At 61.3% G+C, this 12,785-nt stretch carries 12 protein-coding genes and 1 pseudogene; 5 read left to right on the top strand and 8 right to left on the bottom strand.

Annotation, left to right across the window (positions count from 1 at the left end; translation table 11 throughout):
* Positions 1-34: 34 nt before the first annotated feature.
* From ACVILL_RS11160 to ACVILL_RS11150, 3 genes are read right to left on the bottom strand one after another with little or no spacing between them, the layout of a single operon-like run.
* Positions 35-229, bottom strand: a complete 195-nt coding sequence (locus ACVILL_RS11160) for a hypothetical protein (protein WP_456729085.1) — start codon at positions 227-229, stop codon at positions 35-37.
* A 31-nt stretch (positions 230-260) separates the two neighbouring features.
* Positions 261-1,103 carry an alpha/beta fold hydrolase gene (locus ACVILL_RS11155; protein WP_456729084.1) on the bottom strand — a complete coding sequence of 281 codons (843 nt, stop codon included), beginning with the start codon at positions 1,101-1,103 and terminating at the stop codon, positions 261-263.
* 32 nt (positions 1,104-1,135) lie between these two features.
* Entirely contained in the window at positions 1,136-1,714 is a 579-nt protein-coding gene (locus ACVILL_RS11150; RefSeq protein WP_456729083.1) for a TetR/AcrR family transcriptional regulator, read from the bottom strand.
* Between the two features lie 216 nt (positions 1,715-1,930).
* Here ACVILL_RS11150 and ACVILL_RS11145 point away from each other — a divergent pair, with 216 nt between their 5' ends.
* From ACVILL_RS11145 to ACVILL_RS11130, 4 genes are all read left to right on the top strand, one after another.
* Positions 1,931-3,040 (top strand): efflux RND transporter periplasmic adaptor subunit, encoded by a 1,110-nt coding sequence (locus ACVILL_RS11145; RefSeq protein WP_456729082.1) that lies wholly within the window; start codon positions 1,931-1,933, stop codon positions 3,038-3,040.
* Positions 3,040-6,150: an efflux RND transporter permease subunit gene (locus tag ACVILL_RS11140; protein ID WP_456729081.1), complete on the top strand. Its 3,111-nt coding sequence runs from the start codon at positions 3,040-3,042 to the stop codon at positions 6,148-6,150. Before ACVILL_RS11145 ends, ACVILL_RS11140 begins: the two co-directional genes overlap by 1 nt.
* A 15-nt stretch (positions 6,151-6,165) precedes the next feature.
* Positions 6,166-6,756 carry a TetR/AcrR family transcriptional regulator gene (locus tag ACVILL_RS11135; RefSeq protein ID WP_456729080.1) on the top strand — a complete coding sequence of 197 codons (591 nt, stop codon included), beginning with the start codon at positions 6,166-6,168 and terminating at the stop codon, positions 6,754-6,756.
* A 190-nt stretch (positions 6,757-6,946) separates the two neighbouring features.
* Positions 6,947-7,849: an SDR family NAD(P)-dependent oxidoreductase gene (locus ACVILL_RS11130; protein WP_456729079.1), complete on the top strand. Its 903-nt coding sequence runs from the start codon at positions 6,947-6,949 to the stop codon at positions 7,847-7,849.
* Between the two features lie 224 nt (positions 7,850-8,073).
* Here ACVILL_RS11130 and ACVILL_RS11125 read toward each other — a convergent pair whose 3' ends face one another.
* The 5 genes and pseudogenes from ACVILL_RS11125 to ACVILL_RS11105 all read right to left on the bottom strand — a co-directional run bounded on the left by ACVILL_RS11125 (position 8,074) and on the right by ACVILL_RS11105 (position 11,657).
* Positions 8,074-8,937 carry a class I SAM-dependent methyltransferase gene (locus tag ACVILL_RS11125; protein ID WP_456729078.1) on the bottom strand — a complete coding sequence of 288 codons (864 nt, stop codon included), beginning with the start codon at positions 8,935-8,937 and terminating at the stop codon, positions 8,074-8,076.
* Positions 8,938-9,165: 228 nt separating this feature from the next.
* Positions 9,166-9,624, bottom strand: a complete 459-nt coding sequence (locus ACVILL_RS11120) for a nuclear transport factor 2 family protein (protein ID WP_135170401.1) — start codon at positions 9,622-9,624, stop codon at positions 9,166-9,168.
* 144 nt (positions 9,625-9,768) lie between these two features.
* Complete coding sequence (locus tag ACVILL_RS11115; RefSeq protein WP_456729077.1) at positions 9,769-10,242, bottom strand: methyltransferase family protein; 474 nt, start codon at positions 10,240-10,242, stop codon at positions 9,769-9,771.
* A gap of 83 nt (positions 10,243-10,325) precedes the next feature.
* Positions 10,326-10,707: pseudogene (locus ACVILL_RS11110) on the bottom strand (antibiotic biosynthesis monooxygenase family protein).
* A 56-nt stretch (positions 10,708-10,763) separates the two neighbouring features.
* On the bottom strand, positions 10,764-11,657 hold the full coding sequence (locus ACVILL_RS11105; RefSeq protein WP_456734242.1) for an NAD(P)/FAD-dependent oxidoreductase: 894 nt from the start codon (positions 11,655-11,657) through the stop codon (positions 10,764-10,766).
* A gap of 115 nt (positions 11,658-11,772) precedes the next feature.
* Here ACVILL_RS11105 and ACVILL_RS11100 point away from each other — a divergent pair, with 115 nt between their 5' ends.
* Positions 11,773-12,444, top strand: coding sequence for a TetR/AcrR family transcriptional regulator (locus ACVILL_RS11100; protein ID WP_456729076.1), 672 nt, complete (start codon positions 11,773-11,775; stop codon positions 12,442-12,444).
* Positions 12,445-12,785 lie beyond the last annotated feature (341 nt).

Raw genomic sequence — 12,785 nt, 5'->3', positions numbered from 1 at the left:
TCGGGAAATTGGCGCCTTTCGGCAGCGTCAGCGTTTACGATTGCAATCGATGAACATGGTCATCAGGTGATCCAATCGGTGTCGTTCGAGACTGGATCTGAAGACCTTTGACCTCGCGCTCAAGCTTTGCGACACGATTTTCCAGCCTGAACATGTAGTCGCCGCGCGGATCATCCATGCCGAGGGCCTCGGCCCATTCATTCAAGCTTTGCCAAACGCGCTTGAACATCGTTGCGCACTCCTATGCTAGATCATTGCTGTCATTCTGTTGCCAGTATCACGCGAGCCAGCTCCGACGGATTCTCGACGGCTGAGAAATGGCCGGTATTTTTCAGCGTCATCATCTGGGCGGCAGGGATCAGCGACCGCGTGCGTTCGCGCTCATCTGGCCGCGACCAGTCGCTATCGCCGTAAATGAGGGTCACGGGCGCCGAGATCTGCCGGTAGTAATCGCGCGCCCTGCCCCAGGATCGCCATCCCGCCAGCACCTTGCGCGCGATCCGCTTGTATCCCGGGCGGCGGGCGACTTCATCGAACTCCGCAAGCAGATCGGCCGGCAGTTTGCGCGGGTCGTGATATCCGCCGCCCATGATCTTGCCGAGGATCATCTTGTTTTCGAGCGACGCATTCACCGCACCGAGCAGCGGGATCTGCAAACTTCCGATGATGAAGTTCGCGAGCCAGTTGCCGCGCCGAATACCGTCCCCGTAGCGGGCTTCGTAGTCGTAGGGGTTGATCGCATAGACCCGCTTCACACGCTGCGGAAGCGAGGCTGCCACCGTGAGGGCCAATGCCCCGCCGATCGACTCGCCGACAATCGTGACGTTCGAAAGGTTTAGCTCCTCGATGAAGCGAATGACGGCCTGCCGAAAGTAGGGTTCGTCGAAGTCCGCGCTTGGATCGATTGGCGAGTGTCCATGTCCCGGCAGGTCAAGGGCATACACCGTGTGCGATGTCGCAAGGAGCGGCGCAAGGCTCCTGAAATATTCGAGCTGCGTGCGGATTGTGTGCAAGAGGAGCAACGGAGGCCCGCTGCCCGTCTTTTGAAAACGTACGCTTAGCTTGTCCGATATTTTCAGCAAACTTGGTTTGAGTTCAGTCACGCTGAGTTCTCTGTGCTTTGAGGGGGCGATCTTCAAGCGGCAGCGGCTTCGCGAACGTGTTCGACGGCCGCATTCTGAAAGGCCTGAGCGAGATCCGGGTCGTTGACGGCGCGCGCTAGCGTCATGGCGCCGACCATCGTCGACAGAACGACCATGGCCTTCCTGTTGGAATCCTCGCCGTCGGTCTTGGGAAGCAAGGGGGCGAGGACTTCGAGGTACGCCTTGATGCCCTCTTCGAACGCAGCTTTCACGCCGGCCCCCTGCCTGGCGGCGTCCGAGCCGAGCGCCACGACGGGGCAACCGTCCAGTTTTTCTTCGCGATGGCCCGCACTCAGGTAGAACGCGATCACCGCCCCAAGCGGATCATCAGGATTCTCCGCGATCGCGGCCGACCACCGTTCTGAAGCGCTCTCCAATGCGCGTTTGGACGCCTGTGCCGCCAAGTCCTCCTTGGACTCGAACTGCTTGTAGAAAGCGCCTTGGGTTAGCCCCGCTCCCTCCATCAGATCCTTCAGCCCGATGCCATCAAACCCGCGCTCTCTGAAGAGGCGGCTGGCCACGTTGATCACGGTCTGGCGGTTCTCCGCGGCCTGAATGCGACTCACGCGCATCGTGGATCTCCATTTGGATTTCGTTCGAACTCTATATCTCAGATAGAGTTCGAATGCAATCTATCAAGTGGGGTGCCCGGGATGAGCGCGGCTGGAGGGCCGAAATCACCCGATTTTCTCGCGATAACATTCTCGTTAGGGCGCTAAATTAGATTGCGGTCACACTCTAAGCTAGTTATAGAGTTCGAACGAAATCTAAATGGCATGGAGACGGCGATGAAAAAGAGCAGACTTGTGGTCTTGGCAGGTGTCCTTGTCGCGGCGTCCGGAGCAGCCGTCTTCGCTACTCTCGCCATTCCTGCTCATGAAGCCTCCGCAGCGCGTGACCCGAGGCAGGACCCGCCCGTGGTCAGCTTGGTGAGCGCCGCGCGGGTGAGCGGATCCGAACGCGGCTTCACAGGTACGATCGGCGCGAGGGTGGAAAGCAACCTTGGCTTTCGCGTCGCCGGTAAGATCGTCGAGCGGCTCGTGAATGTTGGTGAGCAGGTCAAAGCCGGGCAGCCGCTGATGCGGATCGATGAAACCGACCTCCGCCTTGCGCTTACGGCGAAGCGCAACGCGGTTGCCGCGGCGCGCGCAACAGTCGTTCAGACGGAAGCTGACGAGCGACGATACGCCAACCTGGTCAACGACGGATGGACTCCCAAACAGCGCTACGAGCAGGCGAAGGCTGCGTCGGATACAGCCAACGCCCAACTCGCTGCGGCGGAAGCCGAGGCCAAGGTGGCCGAGAACCAGGCGACATATTCCGTCCTGGTGGCGGATGCGGACGGAACGGTCATGCAAACGCTTGGTGAGCCAGGACAAGTTGTCTCTGCCGGCCAGACCGTTGTCAGGCTTGCCCAGGCTGGTCCCCGCGAAGCGGTAGTCGCGCTTCCTGAAACCATTCGTCCGGCGATCGGCTCGGTGGCCGAGGCGAGTCTGTATGGGAGCGATGGACGGCACTATACGGCGCACCTTCGGCAGTTGTCGGATTCCGCCGATGCCCAGACCCGCACCTATGAGGCCCGCTATGTGCTCGACGGTGAGGCTGCGGCGGCACCGCTTGGCGCGACCGTCACCATTCGGCTTGCAAGCCAGGAGACTCAGCCGGAAGTCCAGGTACCGCTCGGAGCCGTGCTCGATGACGGCAGAAAGACCGGCGTTTGGGTCTTCGACAGCGCGACCTCGACCGTGCACTTTCGGCCCATCAAGCTTGCACGTGTGACGAGCGAAGCCGCCGTGATCTCCGGACTGAGCTCTGATGATTCCGTTGTTTCGCTCGGCGCTCATCTCCTGCAGGAGGGCGCTCGCGTCAGGACTGTCGCACAGGACAGGAGCAACTGATGCGCTTCAATCTTTCGGCGATTGCCGTTCGCGAACGGGCTGTCACCCTGTTCTTCATCCTCCTGCTGGCCGCCGCGGGCGCTTATGCGTTCTTCATGCTTGGGCGCGCAGAGGACCCCAATTTCACCATCAAGACCCTGACGGTCACGACGGTGTGGCCGGGCGCGACGGCGCGCGAGATGCAGGACCTCGTCGCTGAACCCATGGAGAAGCGGCTTCAGGAGTTGACCTGGTACGACCGGGTCGAGACGACGACGCGGCCGAGTTATGCGTATCTGACCGTCACGCTGAAGGACAGCACACCGCCATCCGTCGTCCAAGAGGAGTTTTATCAAGCCCGCAAGAAGCTCGGGGATGAAGCGCGCAACCTGCCATCCGGCGTGCTCGGCCCCTTTGTCAACGATGAATATTCGGACGTGAGCTTCGCTCTCTATGCCCTCAAGGCCAAGGGCATGCCGATGCGCGAGCTCGCCAGGAAGGCCGAGGTGATCCGCCAGGAACTCCTGCATGTGCCCGGCGTCAAGAAGATCAACATCCTCGGCGAACGTCCCGAGCAGATATTCGTCGAGTTTTCCTTTGCCAAGTTGGCGACCCTCGGCGTGTCGGCACAGGATATCGTGGCCGCCTTGCAGCGGCAGAACACCGTCACCCCGGCAGGCTCGATCGACACCAAGGGCCCGCAAGTCTTCATCCGGCTCGACGGCGCCTATGACAGTGTCCAGGCCATCGCCGACACGCCAATCGTCGCTGCGGGGCGGACGCTCAAGCTCTCCGACATCGCCGAGGTCCGCCGCGGCTATGAGGATCCGCCCACCTACATCATCCGACACCAGGGTGAGCCCACAATCATGCTCGCGGCGGTCATGCAGGAGGGCTGGAATGGCCTCGCGCTCGGCAAGCATCTGGAAGAGAGGTCCGCAGCGATCGCACGGACACTGCCGCTCGGGATGACGCTCGACAAGGTGACTGATCAGGCCGTCAACATCACCTCGGCGGTTGATGAATTCATGATGAAGTTTGCGATGGCGCTCAGCGTGGTACTGCTGGTGAGCCTGCTCAGCCTCGGTTGGCGCGTCGGCATGGTCGTGGCGGCTGCCGTCCCTCTGACGCTTGCCGTCGTGTTCCTCATCATGCTGGAAACGGGACGATTTTTCGACCGAATCACGCTGGGCGCTCTCATCCTGGCGCTTGGTCTTCTCGTCGACGACGCGATCATCGCCATCGAGGTGATGGTCGTGAAAATGGAAGAGGGCATGGACCGCATCAAGGCGGCGGCCTATGCCTGGAGCCACACTGCGGCGCCGATGCTGTCAGGAACACTCGTGACAGTCGCCGGCTTTCTGCCCGTGGGCTTTGCGCGCTCGACGGCCGGCGAATATGCCGGCAACATCTTCTGGGTCCTCGGGTTCGCTCTCATCGTCTCGTGGATCGTTGCGGTGGTCTTCACGCCCTATCTTGGCGTCAAGATGCTGCCCGCGATCAAACCGATTGAGGGCGGTCACCATGCGATCTACGACACGCCGAACTATCGGCGCTTACGGCGGCTCATCACGTTCGCCGTGCGCCACAAGTTCTTGACCGTCGGCATCGTCGCCATCGTGTTCGCGCTCTCCGGCGCCGGGATGGGCGCCCTCAAACAGCAGTTCTTCCCGACATCCGACCGCCCCGAAGTGCTGGTGGAGGTTCGCCTGCCGGAAGGCACCAGCATTGAGACGACGACCGCCGCTGTCGAGAAACTCGAAGGTTGGCTGCACGATCAGCCTGAGGCGAAGATCGTCACCAGCTATGTCGGTCAGGGCGCTCCCCGCTTCTTCTTCGCGATGGCGCCGGAACTGCCTGATCCTGCCTTCGCTAAGATCGTCGTGCTGACGCCCGACGCGGAGGCGCGCGAGGCCTTGAAGCACCGGCTCCGAGAGGCAGTGTCACAAGGGCTGGCACCTGAGGCCTATGTCCGCGTGACCCAGCTCGTGTTCGGACCCTACACGCCGTTCCCGGTGGAGTTTCGGGTGATGGGACCCGACCCCGCGCAATTATACGCGATCTCTGAAAAAGCGCTCGATATCATGCGTGGCGTTCCCGATGTGCGGCAGGCGAATCGAGACTGGAGTAATCGCACGCCCGTGCTCCGCTTCATTCCGGATCAGGACCGACTGAACCTCATCGGCCTTTCGCCCGCCGAGGTGGGCCGGCAACTACAGTTCCTTCTCACGGGCATCACGGTAACGCAGGTCCGCGAGGACATCCGCAACGTGCCCATCGTGGCACGCAGCGCCGGCGGAGAGCGGCTGGATCCGACGCGTCTGGCCGATTTTTCGCTGATGAGCCGCGACGGCCGCTCGATTCCGCTCGACCAGGTCGGCCATTCCGAAGTCCGACTTGAAGAGCCGGTTCTGAAGCGTCGCGATCGCACGCCCGTCATTACGATCCGCTCGGACATCAATGAGGCGACCCAGCCTCCAGAGGTCTCCAAGGAGATCAAGACGGCCCTTCAGCCGCTGATCGCGTCCCTTCCTGCCGGCTATCGCATCGAAATGGGTGGATCGATCGAAGAGGCTGGCAAAGCGAACTCGGCGCTTTTCCTGGTCTTCCCGGCCATGATCGCCGCCACGCTGATCGTCATCATGCTCCAGGTGCGGTCGTTCTCAACGATGGCTCTGGTCATGCTGACGGCACCGCTTGGCCTGGTGGGCGTCGTGCCCATGTTGCTGACCTTCAACCAGCCCTTCGGCTTCAACGCCATTCTGGGCCTGATAGGGCTGGCCGGCATCCTGATGCGCAATACGCTGATCCTGACCGAACAGATCAACGAGAACCGTGCGGCAGGACTCGACGACTATCACGCGGTCATCGAGGCGACCGTGCAGCGCACGCGGCCCGTGATCCTGACGGCACTTGCCGCCGTGCTGGCCTTCATTCCTCTCACCCACTCCGTGTTCTGGGGATCGATGGCCTATACCCTGATCGGCGGCACGGCAGTCGGCACGGTGCTGATCCTGCTCTTCCTTCCTGCGCTTTACGCTGCGTGGTTTCGTATCAAGCCGACCGCAGATCAAGTCCACCATAATTCGGCGGAGCAGCCGGAGTTACGACCAGCATTGGCTGCCGAATAAAGCTCGCTGAATTCGATGAACCGTCCGGTCCAAACGGGAAAAGATTCCGACGAGGCGCGCGCGAGAATCCTGGAAGCGGCGGAGAAACAGTTTCGCCGCGTGGGTTACCACAGGACTTCGGTGGCCGACATTGCCGCCGAACTCGGCATGAGCCCGGCGAACATCTATCGGTTCTTTCCCTCCAGGGATGCGATCAACGAGTCGATCTGCGGGCGTCTCATGAACGAGGTTGCCGACATCGCCGTTGCGATCGCGCACACAAACGCGCCGGCCACGGAGAAACTCGACCAGCTCCTGACCGCCGTTCACCGCCACAACAAGACGACGGCGGTCAAGGCAAAGTACATGCATGACCTGATTGCCGACGCCACGCGAGAGAACTGGGCGATCATTAAGTTGCATACCGAGCGGCTGGTGACGATCTTCGAGGCGATCATACGCGAGGGCATAGAAGCGGGCGAGTTCAGGGTTGAAGATGCTGCGGAAGCCGCGCGAGCAGTCAAGTTCGCGTTCATGTCGTTCTTCCATCCGATTCTGATCGAACACTGCGTTCAACACGGCGAAGATACGGAGGCAAGCCTGCGCGATCAGATCGGCTTATCATAAAAGCCCTTCGGCAGGCCTGACTAAGCAGGCGGGCGCTGGGTTGAAACATCGCTCCGAACAGCTCGAACGTCTCTACGACAAAGAAGCAAGTCGAGACATCATCCGGGTCTTCGGGGGACACGCAGCGCGCAACGCACGCCGAATGTCTAAGGGCCCCAAGCTCAGCTTATGAACGCGAGGAGAAAGAGAAATGGAATCTCCGATTTTAGTCACCGGTGCGGCGGGAACGGTTGGTTATGCCGTATGCGAGCTGTTGATCGAGCGAGGATGCAAGGTGAGGGCGCTGGTCCGCAAGGAGAATGCCCGATCGGAAAAACTGGCCGAACGCGGTGTCGAGGTTGTTGTTGGCGACCTTCTCGACTTGCACTCGATGCATCGCGCGATCGAAAATTGCGATCGGCTTTACTTCGGCATGACGGTGTCGGCTTCGTATCTCGAAGCGACCATCAACACCGCCGCCGTCGCGAAGCATCACAAAGTGGGCGCGTTCGTGAACATTTCTCAGATGACCGTGTCGCAGATGGGAATCAATGCGACCACGGATAGCCCGCAGCAGAAGATGCACTGGCTGGCGGAGCAGGCGCTGAATTGGTCTGGATTGCCTGTCGTGCACGTTCGCCCGACGTTATTCCTGGACACCTTCTTCCTCAGGTTGTCGGCGCATTCGATCCGCGAGCATGGGCAAATCCGGCTCCCCTTCGGTGATGGCAAGACCTCGCCGATCGCCAGCGAAGATGTCGCGCGGGTGATGGCCACGATTCTCGAAGCGCCGGCCAGGCACATTGGCAAGATCTACGAGCTGACGGGCTCGCGGTCCCAGGATATGAACGGCGTTGCCGAAGATTTCTCCAGGGCTCTTGGACGTCCGATCACTTATGTGAACGTGCCTTGGGAGCCCTGGCGAAACCAGTTGGAGGCCAGCGGTATGCTAGATCGGCATGCACTTTCCCATCTCGCAACAATGGCGCTCCTCAAGCAACAGAACCGATATGACCGCTTGACATCGGACGTGGAGAAGATCACCGGCACGCCGCCGCTCAGCGTGCACGACTTTGTCTTGCGTCACGCCGATATGTACACGTCGGAAAAATAGAAAATGCCAGCGAACGCGTACCGGCGATGACCGGTCAGCCCGGTCGGGACGGTGACCGATCCCGACAAGGCGCGCCTCGCGGGCCACGATGTCGACGCCTTTGGATGCGGCGTCGCCATTGTCGACATTGAGAGTGGGCGGCGGTGCCACTTGGTCCCGTAGCGCGAGGATCGTGAAGATTGCTTCGGCTGCGCCGGCTGCGCTGTCATCGCAGGTCGCATGTGTCAGCTTGCGAGATTGCGCGCGGTGACGATCCACGTCGCGCTGTCGATCATCACCGACCGCTCGCCGGGACGGCTCGCGAAGGCGGCACGAACCGCGGCCGAGGCGCGGGCGCGGATGTCGGCGGGCTGATCAGCGAGCGCGCGCGACAGCGGGCCGACCTCGAACGTCATCTTCACCGCGTCGTCGATCGCCGCGTCCCGCGTTGCGCCCTCGCCAAACGGGATGGAAGCATCGAAGGGCGCGATAGCGATATCGGTGAAGCCGGCCGCCGTCAGGATGCGAGCCACCCGCCCCCGGTCGCCGAACGAGAATGGGCCGGGCGCTTCGGGATCGGGCAGCGCCGTCGGCGGGACGATGCCTTTGATCGCGCCCATCGGCAGGCGCACCCAATCGTTCTCGGCCGCGCCACGCCAGCAGACGAAAGCGACCCGTCCGCCCGGCTGGAGCGCGCGGCGCATATGGGCGAACGCCCCTGTCGGATCGTCGAAGAACATCACCCCGAAGCGCGAGAACAGGATGTCGAACGCCCCCTCGGGCAGCTCGGCGCTGCTGGCGTCGGCCACCCGGAACTGGACCGGCGTATCCTGTGGCGCAAGCGCGCGCGCTTTGCCGATCAGCGGTTCGGATATGTCCACGCCCAGCACATGGCCCCCCGCGCCGACGCGGGCGGCCAGAGCCAGACTTGACGCGCCCGCGCCGCAGCCGACGTCCAGCACGCGCTCGCCCGTCGCGGGCGCGGCGGCTTCGATCGCGGCCTGGCCGAACACCGCCGCCATGGCGTCGAGCCGGGCCTGGTTAGCGACCCAGCGGTCCCCGCTCTGGCCATTCCAGTTGGCGACCTGATCGGCATTGTGCTGTGCCATGACATATCCTTGTTCTGATGCGATCTTAACTAAGCGATCCGATGCCAAAGCGCGCATCGTCTCCAGCGATCCCGCTTCCACCAGCGATAAGGCGCCAGACCTGCGTGTGATCGTCTCATGCGTCGAGATCGGTGCCGCCTAGCGCTGGACTTCGAAGGACAACCCCGCCCGCGGCAACCGGAGAAGCGAATCTGTGCGCTGATGGCGGCATCACACGAACGATCTGCGTTAGCTCACGATTGGTCCAGCCGCAGCTTCATCCAAACCGGCACGAGCTTGGATAGCGAGGCTTCGTTCTGCAGCCTGCGAGTCGAAGTATTCCTCAATCGAATAAACCTTGCCCCATCGCAACTTGAAGACGTGGACGCCCCTGTTCACATACGAGCTTTGGCCGTCAAGTAGCCTCGCGTTGGCCCGCCACTTGACGAACACTGTGGTATTCCATGGCCAACCCGTCACCTCGACCTGCTCAATATCTATGTGAAGCTTCGGGAAAACACGGCCCATGCGCTCGAACCACTGCTTCACCGATTGCTTTCCATGTCGCTCACCCCCCAACGCATGATCTCCGGCAACCCAGTGATACGCGTTTGGTGTTAGGCCCTTTGCGGCATCATCCCAACGCTGGTTGTTGACATGATCGAAGCTCCTGCGGATCTCTTTTTTGACAATTAGACTGTAGACCATTGATGCACCCTGTTGTTGGATAGCCGACGGCGTCTGCAAGACGGATGGATACTTCGAGATACTGAAAGCTGCTCCGGATAACGACGGCGATCTGTTGGGAAAGCTCGCTGACGGGCGGCCACGTAAACGGCAGCGGCGCAATAGTCAGAGCCATCGGCGAACCTCGGCCATGTAGCGGCGGTAGTCGTCGCCGAACTTCGCTTCGAGATAGCGTTCCTCGCGGGCGATCACCTGCGTCTGGATCGCGATCAGCACCAACGGGAGCAAGGCGAAGGCGATCGGCCCGTCGAAGCCGATCGCAAGGCCGGCATAGATAAGCGCCATGCCGAGATACATGGGATTGCGAGTCCACCGATAGGGACCGGTCGTTACGATGAGGGTCGTTGGCTGCGACGGTGGAGCGTTGGTGCCAAGCCGGCGGAACAGCCCGGCCGCCGCAAGCATCATCGCCGCGCCGGCGACGAACAGCAGCGCACCGGTCGCGGCCAGAAACCGCCAGTCGATGCCGAAAGAGCGCAGGGTGACGAACCGCTCCGCCGCCAGCCCCAGCAGCAGCGCTCCCAGATAGACCAAGGGCGGAGGGAAGCGCACACCCGCGCTGTCGGGTTCGACGGCCATGCTCATCCTCCAATCTGCGCTTTCAAACCAGCATCGACTGCTGGGCCGAGATACCCGTCATCGCGCCTGGCATATTTCCGGGGTCAGGCCGTGCAGAAGCCGGGGACGGCGACCTTCTGGAACAGGTGCGGGCTGGCCACGACGGATGAAGGATATGCTGGAAGTTTCGCGAGGAACTCGGGGTCACTGAAGGCGGCGCGGACCGCCTCGGTGGATTCCCACACCACATAGTTCAGGTAAGTTGGGCTATCGCCGATCGCTCGATGTAGTTGCATGGAAATGAAGCCCGGTTGCTTCGTTATGATCTCGGCAGCCGCCTTGAAAGCGTCCAGGAAGCTCGCTTCGTCGGCGGGATCGACGACCGTGAAAAAGTTGATGAGCACGAGAGGCGCGGCCGCGATACCGAGTTGGCGGTCAAACGGAAAATTTCTCGTCTAGAGGTTTGAATGGTTTTATGGCGGCCATGGTGGCGCTCCTGTCTATTGTGAAATTGAAACTGGCTTGATTGATGCTGCCTGCTCTCAAGCCAGCATCGACTGCTGAGCGGAGATGCCGGCCGTTGCGCCCTGCGATGATGCCTGGGTGACCGAGGGCATTCCGGGGGTGGCGAGATCGCCGGCGGCGTAGATGCCGGGCATGCTGGTTTCGCGGCGCTCGTCGACCTTGAGGACGATGCCGAGAGGCGTATCGACCGTGGCGAGGCCCAATGAGTCATGCAGGCTTGCGGACGGCTTGGTGGGTGGATGCGCGAACAGAATGTCGACTGCGACATCGGGGCCGGTATCGAGCTTGACGGTGGCCCTATGGCCCCCGTGACGGGCGATCCCGGTGATCCGGCCATCGACGACAGGTATGTTGCGGCGGGCCAGATCGGCCCGGATATCGGGTGCAATGTCGTGACCATCGGCAAAGACCGTCAACCTGTCGGTCCAATCCTGATACAGCTTGACCTGAATGTGCGACTGCGGGCGGAACCAGACGAGACCCCAATGCTGGCCGGCGACTTCAAAGCCGTCGCAATAGGGGCAGGGCACGATGGACGTGCCCCAGCCTTCGGCAAAGCCCGGAACAGCAGGCATCTGGTCGGCGACGCCATAGCTCAGGATCAGGCGGCGTGCCCCAAAGCTTTCGCCATCGGAAGTGAGGACGGAGAAATTGTCGATGGCGCCGGAGATGCTATCGGCCCGGGCACTGACCAGCTTGATCGTGGGATAACGCGCCAGCTGCTGCCGCGCCTCGGCCAGGATGTCCAGCGGTGGCTTGTGATCGTGACCGAGCAGCCCATGCGAGTGGCCGGCGAAGCGGTTGCGTGGCAGGCCGGTATCGAGAACGGTGACCTTGCGGCGGGCACGGCCGAGCTGCAGGGCGCCGGCGAGACCAGCAAAGCTGCCGCCGATGATGATGACGTCATCCATGGTGATGGGCTCCGTTTGGAGGACAGGTTGAAACCTACCCATTGCCTTGCACATTTCAGATACTTCATGGTATCGTAATGCAAGAATTAGGATACTGTCAAGGACCGGAATTGTCGTGACCGAAAATAGCCAGCGCCGGCGCGGCCGGCCCGCCAACGAGGCGCTTGGCCAAACGATAATCGATGCCGCGAGCGAACTCTTTGTGGAATTGGGTTTTCAAGCGACGACATTGGACAAGGTCGCCCAGCGGGCGAAGATATCCAAGCTCAGCATCTATCGGCACTTCGAGAACAAGGAGGCGCTGTTCAGCGCGGCCATCGCGGCCGGCTGCCATCAGTTTGCACAGGCCCTTTTTGAAGGAGTCGACGGTTCAGCCGAAGATCAGCTCATGGCGGTGGGATTATCCCTGCTTCGCACGCTGTTGAGGCCGGACGTCCGAAATGTCGAAGCCATGATCATGGCCGACAACACGAATCAAAAGGCGTTAAGCAAGCTCCATTACGAAGCCCGCCCCGCCCATGTCATCGCCCAAATCGAGGCCCTGTTGCGTCAGTTGCACGCGAAGGCGCTTCTGAACGTGCCCGATCCTCTCCGGTCCGCCCGCTTGTTTGCCGCTCTTTTCAAAGGATCCGATCTCCTGATGATCGCACGCTTCGATCAGGCGAGAGCAGAGGACGAAATCGAATCCTATTGCCGGTCGGCCGTCGCCATGTTCATCGCCGCGCACGGTAGCAACGACCACGCGGGCGGACATTTGCCTGCCCCAAGGTCAAAAAACAAAATTTGAATCGTGCGTGACCGATGTTATCAAAATAACCGAGGGCGGTTTCAAAATCATGCTTTCGATTGGCGACAAGATAGCGGAAAATGCGCTTGTTGAACTATCAGTTGCGATACCAGTCCACACGATGATTCCCGCGCGCCCGCTCTTGTCAGTTGGGAAAATAGCTCCGCAAATAATGCGTATGTTTCACGTCGCCCGCGTCACTCAGCGGGAATCGATCTGTCTTGCGTACAAACACGCTGGCAGCTTCGGACGCGCGTTTCGGCATTAGGTGACAGTGCACAAAACATCCCATCAAGCGGAAGCGGCGAAGCCTCGGCAGCGCATTTCCCCGAATCCAGTCC

The sequence above is a fragment of the Bradyrhizobium sp. USDA 3364 genome, from assembly GCF_054056355.1.
The sequence above is the reverse complement of the archived record's forward strand: the minus strand, read 5'-3'. Positions and strand labels throughout refer to the sequence as shown.

What these genes read in the sequence shown, in the direction of transcription:
- ACVILL_RS11160 (WP_456729085.1), bottom strand. Translation starts at nt 229, where the DNA reads ATGTTCAAGCGCGTTTGGCAAAGCTTGAATGAATGGGCCGAGGCCCTC.
- ACVILL_RS11150 (WP_456729083.1), bottom strand. Translation starts at nt 1,714, where the DNA reads ATGCGCGTGAGTCGCATTCAGGCCGCGGAGAACCGCCAGACCGTGATC.
- ACVILL_RS11145 (WP_456729082.1), top strand. Translation starts at nt 1,931, where the DNA reads ATGAAAAAGAGCAGACTTGTGGTCTTGGCAGGTGTCCTTGTCGCGGCG.
- ACVILL_RS11140 (WP_456729081.1), top strand. Translation starts at nt 3,040, where the DNA reads ATGCGCTTCAATCTTTCGGCGATTGCCGTTCGCGAACGGGCTGTCACC.
- ACVILL_RS11135 (WP_456729080.1), top strand. Translation starts at nt 6,166, where the DNA reads ATGAACCGTCCGGTCCAAACGGGAAAAGATTCCGACGAGGCGCGCGCG.
- ACVILL_RS11130 (WP_456729079.1), top strand. Translation starts at nt 6,947, where the DNA reads ATGGAATCTCCGATTTTAGTCACCGGTGCGGCGGGAACGGTTGGTTAT.
- ACVILL_RS11125 (WP_456729078.1), bottom strand. Translation starts at nt 8,937, where the DNA reads ATGGCACAGCACAATGCCGATCAGGTCGCCAACTGGAATGGCCAGAGC.
- ACVILL_RS11120 (WP_135170401.1), bottom strand. Translation starts at nt 9,624, where the DNA reads ATGGTCTACAGTCTAATTGTCAAAAAAGAGATCCGCAGGAGCTTCGAT.
- ACVILL_RS11115 (WP_456729077.1), bottom strand. Translation starts at nt 10,242, where the DNA reads ATGGCCGTCGAACCCGACAGCGCGGGTGTGCGCTTCCCTCCGCCCTTG.
- ACVILL_RS11105 (WP_456734242.1), bottom strand. Translation starts at nt 11,657, where the DNA reads ATGGATGACGTCATCATCATCGGCGGCAGCTTTGCTGGTCTCGCCGGC.